The sequence below is a fragment of the Melaminivora alkalimesophila genome (genome assembly GCF_000282995.1).
In the GTDB taxonomy this organism is placed as follows: domain Bacteria; phylum Pseudomonadota; class Gammaproteobacteria; order Burkholderiales; family Burkholderiaceae_C; genus Melaminivora; species Melaminivora alkalimesophila.
In genome coordinates, this window is the sequence record NZ_ALEE01000518.1 from 1 (window position 1) to 5436 (window position 5436).

General features: G+C 67.7%; 6 protein-coding genes and 1 pseudogene. 3 read left to right on the plus strand and 4 right to left on the minus strand.

Annotation, left to right across the window (positions count from 1 at the left end):
• From A612_RS10115 to A612_RS10125, 3 genes are all read left to right on the plus strand, one after another.
• Window positions 1–347 (plus strand): elongation factor 1-alpha C-terminal domain-related protein (locus A612_RS10115; protein ID WP_040436566.1); only part of this gene is annotated, 347 nt, incomplete at its 5' end.
• A 140-nt stretch (window positions 348–487) separates the two neighbouring features.
• Window positions 488–814 carry a ferredoxin FdxA gene (gene fdxA, locus A612_RS10120; RefSeq protein ID WP_019374376.1) on the plus strand — a complete coding sequence of 109 codons (327 nt, stop codon included), beginning with the start codon at window positions 488–490 and terminating at the stop codon, window positions 812–814.
• On the plus strand, window positions 769–1902 hold the full coding sequence (locus A612_RS10125; RefSeq protein ID WP_081501163.1) for an NAD(P)/FAD-dependent oxidoreductase: 1134 nt from the start codon (window positions 769–771) through the stop codon (window positions 1900–1902). The genes fdxA and A612_RS10125 overlap by 46 nt, the downstream gene beginning before the upstream one ends.
• A gap of 78 nt (window positions 1903–1980) precedes the next feature.
• Here A612_RS10125 and A612_RS10130 read toward each other — a convergent pair whose 3' ends face one another.
• The 4 genes and pseudogenes from A612_RS10130 to A612_RS10145 form a co-directional block, all read right to left on the minus strand.
• Window positions 1981–2358, minus strand: coding sequence for a type II toxin-antitoxin system VapC family toxin (locus A612_RS10130; RefSeq protein WP_040436568.1), 378 nt, complete (start codon window positions 2356–2358; stop codon window positions 1981–1983).
• Window positions 2358–2564, minus strand: a complete 207-nt coding sequence (locus A612_RS10135) for a type II toxin-antitoxin system VapB family antitoxin (RefSeq protein ID WP_019374379.1) — start codon at window positions 2562–2564, stop codon at window positions 2358–2360. Before A612_RS10135 ends, A612_RS10130 begins: the two co-directional genes overlap by 1 nt.
• 234 nt (window positions 2565–2798) lie before the next feature.
• Entirely contained in the window at window positions 2799–5195 is a 2397-nt protein-coding gene (locus A612_RS10140; RefSeq protein WP_019374380.1) for a VIT domain-containing protein, read from the minus strand.
• Window positions 5195–5436, minus strand: a pseudogene (locus tag A612_RS10145) (hypothetical protein); the annotation flags it as partial. The gene A612_RS10140 and the pseudogene A612_RS10145, both read right to left, overlap by 1 nt.

The following is a 5436-nucleotide window of genomic DNA, read 5'->3' on the forward strand; positions in this document are numbered from 1 at the left end:
GGCTGCTGGCGGACGCGCCGGCCACCGCCGACCCGGGACGCCGCGAGGTCCTGGCCACCGTCGCGTGGCTGGACGACGAGCCGCTCGTGGCCGGGCGCATCTACTGGGCGCTGCATGGCCACCGCTGGGTCAAGGCGCGCGTGCGCCGCGTGGTCCACCGGCTCGACATCCAGACCCTGGCGCAGGAGGAAGCCCAGGCGCTGGCCCCCAACGCCATCGGCCGGGTCGAACTGTTGCTGCAGGAGCCGATTCCCGCGACCGCCTTCGACGTGGCGCGCGTGCCCGGCTCGTTGATTCTCGTGGACACGGCCAGCCACCGCACCGCCGGCGCGGCACTGCTGCACTGAGGAACCCAGACGCGCTCCGCCCGCGCAGAAGCCATGCTGTTCTTGCCGGCGCTCCGGCCGGCGGCGGGCTGCAAGCGTGCAGCGGCCTAAAATTACGGGCAATCCCGGATACCCCGGATACCACCAGCTACAAAATTCCCATGACTCACGTCGTCACCGAGAACTGCATCAAGTGCAAATACACCGATTGCGTGGACGTCTGCCCCGTGGATTGCTTCCGCGAAGGCCCGAACTTCCTCGTGATCGACCCGGACGAATGCATCGACTGCGCGGTGTGCATTCCCGAGTGCCCGGCCAATGCCATCTTCGCCGAGGAAGACCTGCCGGCCGATCAGCTGGCCTTCATCAAGATCAACGCCGAGCTGTCGCCGAAGTTCAAGAGCATCACGAAGCGCAAGGGCGCGTTGCCGGATGCCGACGAATGGAACGGCAAGGAAGGCAAGCTCCAGTACCTGGAAAAGTGGTGACGGGCGGATCCACCCCGACCGGTGCGGCCCATGCGCCGCAAGCCGTGGCGGTCGATGCGGTGGTCATCGGCGCCGGCCCGGTCGGGCTGTTCCAGGTCTTCCAGCTCGGCCTGCATGGCCTGCAGGCCCATGTGATCGATGCCTTGCCGTACATCGGGGGCCAGTGCGCCGAACTGTACGGCGACAAGCCCATCTACGACATCCCTGGCATCCGGGTGTGCACCGGCAACGAACTGGTGCAGCGCCTGCACGCACAGATCACGCCCTTCGCCCCCACCTTTCACCTGGGTCAACAGGCGGACATGCTGCAGGTGCTGCCGGAGGGCGGCTTCCTGATCGGCACGGCGCGCGGCACGCAGCTGAAAGCACGCACCGTGTTCATCGCCAGCGGCGTGGGTGCCTTCATGCCGCGCACGCTCAAGCTGCCCGGCCTGCAAGCGCATGAGGGCAGGCAGGTTCTCTACCACTGGGACGGCGCGACCCGTCTGGCCGGCCAGCAGGTCGTGGTGCACGGTGGCGGTGCACCCGCCGTGGAACTCGCCATTGCCCTGGCCACCGCACCCGAGGCACTGCGCCCCGCGCGCGTCACGCTGCAGCACCGGCGCGATGTGTTCGATGCCACGCCGGCCGTGCTCGATGAACTGCAAGCCCTGCGCGCCGCCGGGCGCATCGCGGTCGCCATCGGCATGGCCAGTGCCACCGTGGAAGACGCCGGCCGCCTGACCGGGCTGGAGTTGACCACCCCTGAAGGCGCCACCCTGCGCCTGCCGCTGGACGCGCTGCTGGTGCGCCTGGGTCTGGTGCCGCGCCTGGGGCCGATCGCCGACTGGGGCCTGCAACTGGAGCGCAAGCAACTGGTGGTGGACACGGCAACCTTTTCCACCAACGTGCCCGGCATCCACGCCGTGGGCGACGCCGTCACCTACCCCGGCAAGCGCAAGCTGATCCTGAGCGGCTTCCACGAGGCAGCGCTGGCGGCCTTCGGCGCTGCGGAGTGGCTGGCCGGGCGCAAATTGCCGCTGGAGTACACGACCAGCAGCGAGCGGCTGCATGGGTTGCTGGGCGTGGGCTCAGCGGCCCAGGCTTGAGCCTCTCCTGCAGCAGCATCGTTCACATCCCGAGCCCCCAGCCGGTCCGGCAGTGCCCGCTGTTTGCGAGCTCCTCTTTCAGGGCTGAATGGCTGAGAAGGCCACCTGAAAGCGCTCTGCCATCGCGCCCAGTTGCCGGTCGAGCGTCCACAACCTGGCCCCTGGGGTGATCAAGGCGGACGCCAGCAGCGACAGATCGACCAGCCCGCAGCCCAGCCCGAACAGGCGCTCGCGCTCGATGAATGCCAGCACCTGGTCCAGGCTGGCGACCGCTGCCGGCTGCAGACGCTTGAGATGTGCCAGCGTTTGCGTGCGCGACGGCGGCGTGCCACAAGCCAGTTCACCCAGGACCAGGGGATGCACCAGCACTGCGTCCATGAGCAGCAACTCGACCAGTGGTGCGTTGCGCTCGCGAAAGTGGGCTACCCAGACCGAGGTGTCCACCAGAACACGCATCACTGGTGACCCGGCTCGGCAGCGCGGCGCGGAATGTCCGGCATCTGCGGCGCCTGTCCGCCCAGCGCGGCCAGCCGCTTGGCGGACTGCACGCGCACGAAGGTGCGCACCGCTTCACGCAGCAGATCGGCTTTGTCGGTTCCCGGATCTGCCAGGGCCAGCGCTTCTTCGTAGAGAGCATCGTCGAGGGTCAGGGTAGTTCTCATGGCAGGGGCTCCACACATCTTTCCGTGATGCGATATTGCATCACATCGCGCATCACGCTTGCGCCGCGATGCGCTGCACGCCTGCCCTCGAAGCCATCCCGCCACGCTGCATCGCTGGCGTGCCCGGCTGCCACCACGCCGTACGCCTGTCGGGGGAGGAGGGGTTTTGCAGTGGTTTTTTCATATCCCCATCGTCGCGTAGAAGATGGGCAACTATGGAAATCAACCTTCCCTTCAATCATCATCCAACCTCTCTTCCAAAGTCCACACGCTTTCTGGCCACTCCTGAGGGGTGGTTCTTTCAAGAGCGCCCAGGAAGAACTCTCTGACTTTCTCTCGGTCCTGGGTTGGAGACGAGCGCCGGGATGGTTTTCGCGAGGCCTGCCATGCGCCCCCATCGATGGCTGCCAGAAAACCCATCACGACTGCAGATTCGGGCATGCCCGCGTCCACACGATTTTTGAACAGCAGCTCCAACCACTCCACGACCGGCGCGCCCAGGCCGATGTCGCGCAATTCCTCATACGTCGCGGGCCACTCTGATTCAGGATTGATACGCAACCATTCCTGCAAGCCCAGCGGCGTCAGCCCGGTATAGAACTCGCTGCGAGTCCAGTAACGGGGGTCGTTGCGATCAATCCGAGGCTTGGCCGGCTTGGCTGGCACGAGGGGAGCATCGTCGTTCAAGTCATCCAGAAAGGACCGCAATCTATCGCTTCTCGCGGAACCTATGGAGCGAAACGCCCTGGCCTCGATCTGCCTGATCGGAGAGCGCCTCTGCAGTGCGGGCACCCCTCCTGCCCATATGTCCGCCCGCATTCTGCTGAGGCTCACCGATCCCGCCCCGCCCCAGCCCGCCGCCAGCATCGGGCGCTCCTGATGCAGCCGGGGCATCTGCCCGGCCTTGTCGGCAGCGGCGCGCTCATGTAGCAGCAGGAAATTGGTCTCATCGCTCACCAGCTGGTAGTCCACCGCCAGACGCACGCCCTCGTCCTGGGCGTCAGCGTGCGCATCGTCCGGCGTGAGGGCAGCGAGCCGCGCAGCCGCAGCGACCCGCGCCAGGGTGGGCGCTGCGCTCACCCTGGCGTCGAGTGCCGCCCGGCCCAGCTCCTGCTCGGGCGCTACCGACCCGGCGCGCCCGAGCAGCCGGACAACCCCCTGGGGCACCTGGGCGAAGCCGGCAAAGACATTGACGGTGTCGCCATCGAACACCGCAGACGGCAGCGCAGAGGCCCACAGGGGCTGCACCTGGCCAGGCCACTCCAGGCGCAAATCCTCCAGGTCCGGCGAGCGCAGGCGGGCAAACATGCGCAGCACGGCAGGCTCGACCGCCTCGCCAGGCGCGACGAAATCGCAGGCCCCGCCTGTCGCAGCGGCCAGGCGCTGCAAGTGCGACTGCACCACGCTGCTGCCGATGCCGACCACGAAGACCCGATGGCCGGAGCCACGGGCCGCAGCGATGACGGCATCGACGCTGCCAATCTGGCCGTCCGTCACCAACAGGACGTCGCTGCGAACGCTGTGCGCCAGTTGCAGGGTGGACTCCAGGGCCGCCTGCATGTCAGTGCCGCCCAGGTCGGCCTCCAGCGTGCCGACCCAGCGCTGCGCCGCCAGCCGGGTGGCATCACTGACTTTCCACAGACCCCGCGCCCGGTGCTCGACCGAGCTGCCAAAGCGCGACAGCGAGAAACGGTCGGCCCCGCGCAGCTGCAACACGACGGCCTGCAAGGCGCGCCGGGCCGCCCCGATGCTGTCGCCGCCCATGGAGCCCGAGCAGTCCACCAAGATCTTCACTGTCACATCCAGCGGTGCCTGATCGGCTAGGCGCGGGCAAAAGCTGGCCAGCACGGTGGCCTGCCCAGGCTGGGCATAGTCCGCCCCCGCCAGCGCCAGACTGGAATGCGCCAATTGATCGAGCACCAGCACGAAGTCCCGATCCAGCCAGGCCTGCCGGGCCAGGGCGACGCGCAGCACAGCGCCTCCATCAATACCTTCATCAGCGCCCTGACCTTCGCTTTCGGCACTGACAACGCTGATGGCATGGCTGGGCGAGGCGACACGGGCGCGGGCCAGGCTGCCGTGCAGCGTCAACTCCAGCTCCAGCCCATGCTCTGCCGTCAAGCTGGAAGCCATGCGCTGATGCTGGGGCACCGGGCTGGCGTGGGCACCGTCCTCGTAGCGCGGCGCAATCGTCGTCGGGATGAGCAGGCGCAGCGCCCCCTGCTCGAATGGCAGGACCTGGGCGTAGCGCAGGGTGATGGTGCAGCGCTCGCGCGGCGCGAGATTGCCCAAGTTCAGGCAATAGCTGTCGTCATGGTTTTTCTCCAGCATGATGGCCGCGTCGCCCTGGGACAGGGCCTCCTCATAGTCTGCCTCGGCCTGGGCCCGTGCAACCACGGCACCCGTCAGGCGCTTGCCGCCCAGCTCCACCTCAATCCCCAGCAGCACGGCACCCCAGGGCAGTGGAAAGCGGTACACCACCTCCAGATGTTCATCACCCGGATTGACAAAGCGCTGCTCGACACGGGCGGCAAACAGCAGGCCGCGCAACTCGCCCGTGAGCCGGGCCCCCAGCAGGGTCACGGCCTGGCCATCGACAGATTCCAGACACGCATGGTCGTGCAGGCTCATCACTTGCTCCTCTCGGAAGGTGGGGTGGGCGGGGGGGGATGGGCCGGCTCGGCCTCCTGGGTGATTTGCTGATAGGCCGCCATCACGCCCTGGATGAAGCGGCGCGCCTGCTGTGGCGACAGGCCGGCGCGGCCCGGCTCGATGACGACTTCGACGCCATCTGCCACCAGCAGGTGGCTGCGCACCTCGACCGAGCCGACGGCGCGCGTCCTGGGCACTGGCGGCGGGGCAGCGCCGTGCA

Bases quoted from the DNA above. Each gene is read 5' to 3' on its own strand.
- fdxA (WP_019374376.1), top strand. From the start codon at position 488: ATGACTCACGTCGTCACCGAGAACTGCATCAAGTGCAAATACACCGAT.
- A612_RS10125 (WP_081501163.1), top strand. From the start codon at position 769: ATGGAACGGCAAGGAAGGCAAGCTCCAGTACCTGGAAAAGTGGTGACG.
- A612_RS10130 (WP_040436568.1), bottom strand. From the start codon at position 2,358: ATGCGTGTTCTGGTGGACACCTCGGTCTGGGTAGCCCACTTTCGCGAG.
- A612_RS10135 (WP_019374379.1), bottom strand. From the start codon at position 2,564: ATGAGAACTACCCTGACCCTCGACGATGCTCTCTACGAAGAAGCGCTG.
- A612_RS10140 (WP_019374380.1), bottom strand. From the start codon at position 5,195: ATGAGCCTGCACGACCATGCGTGTCTGGAATCTGTCGATGGCCAGGCC.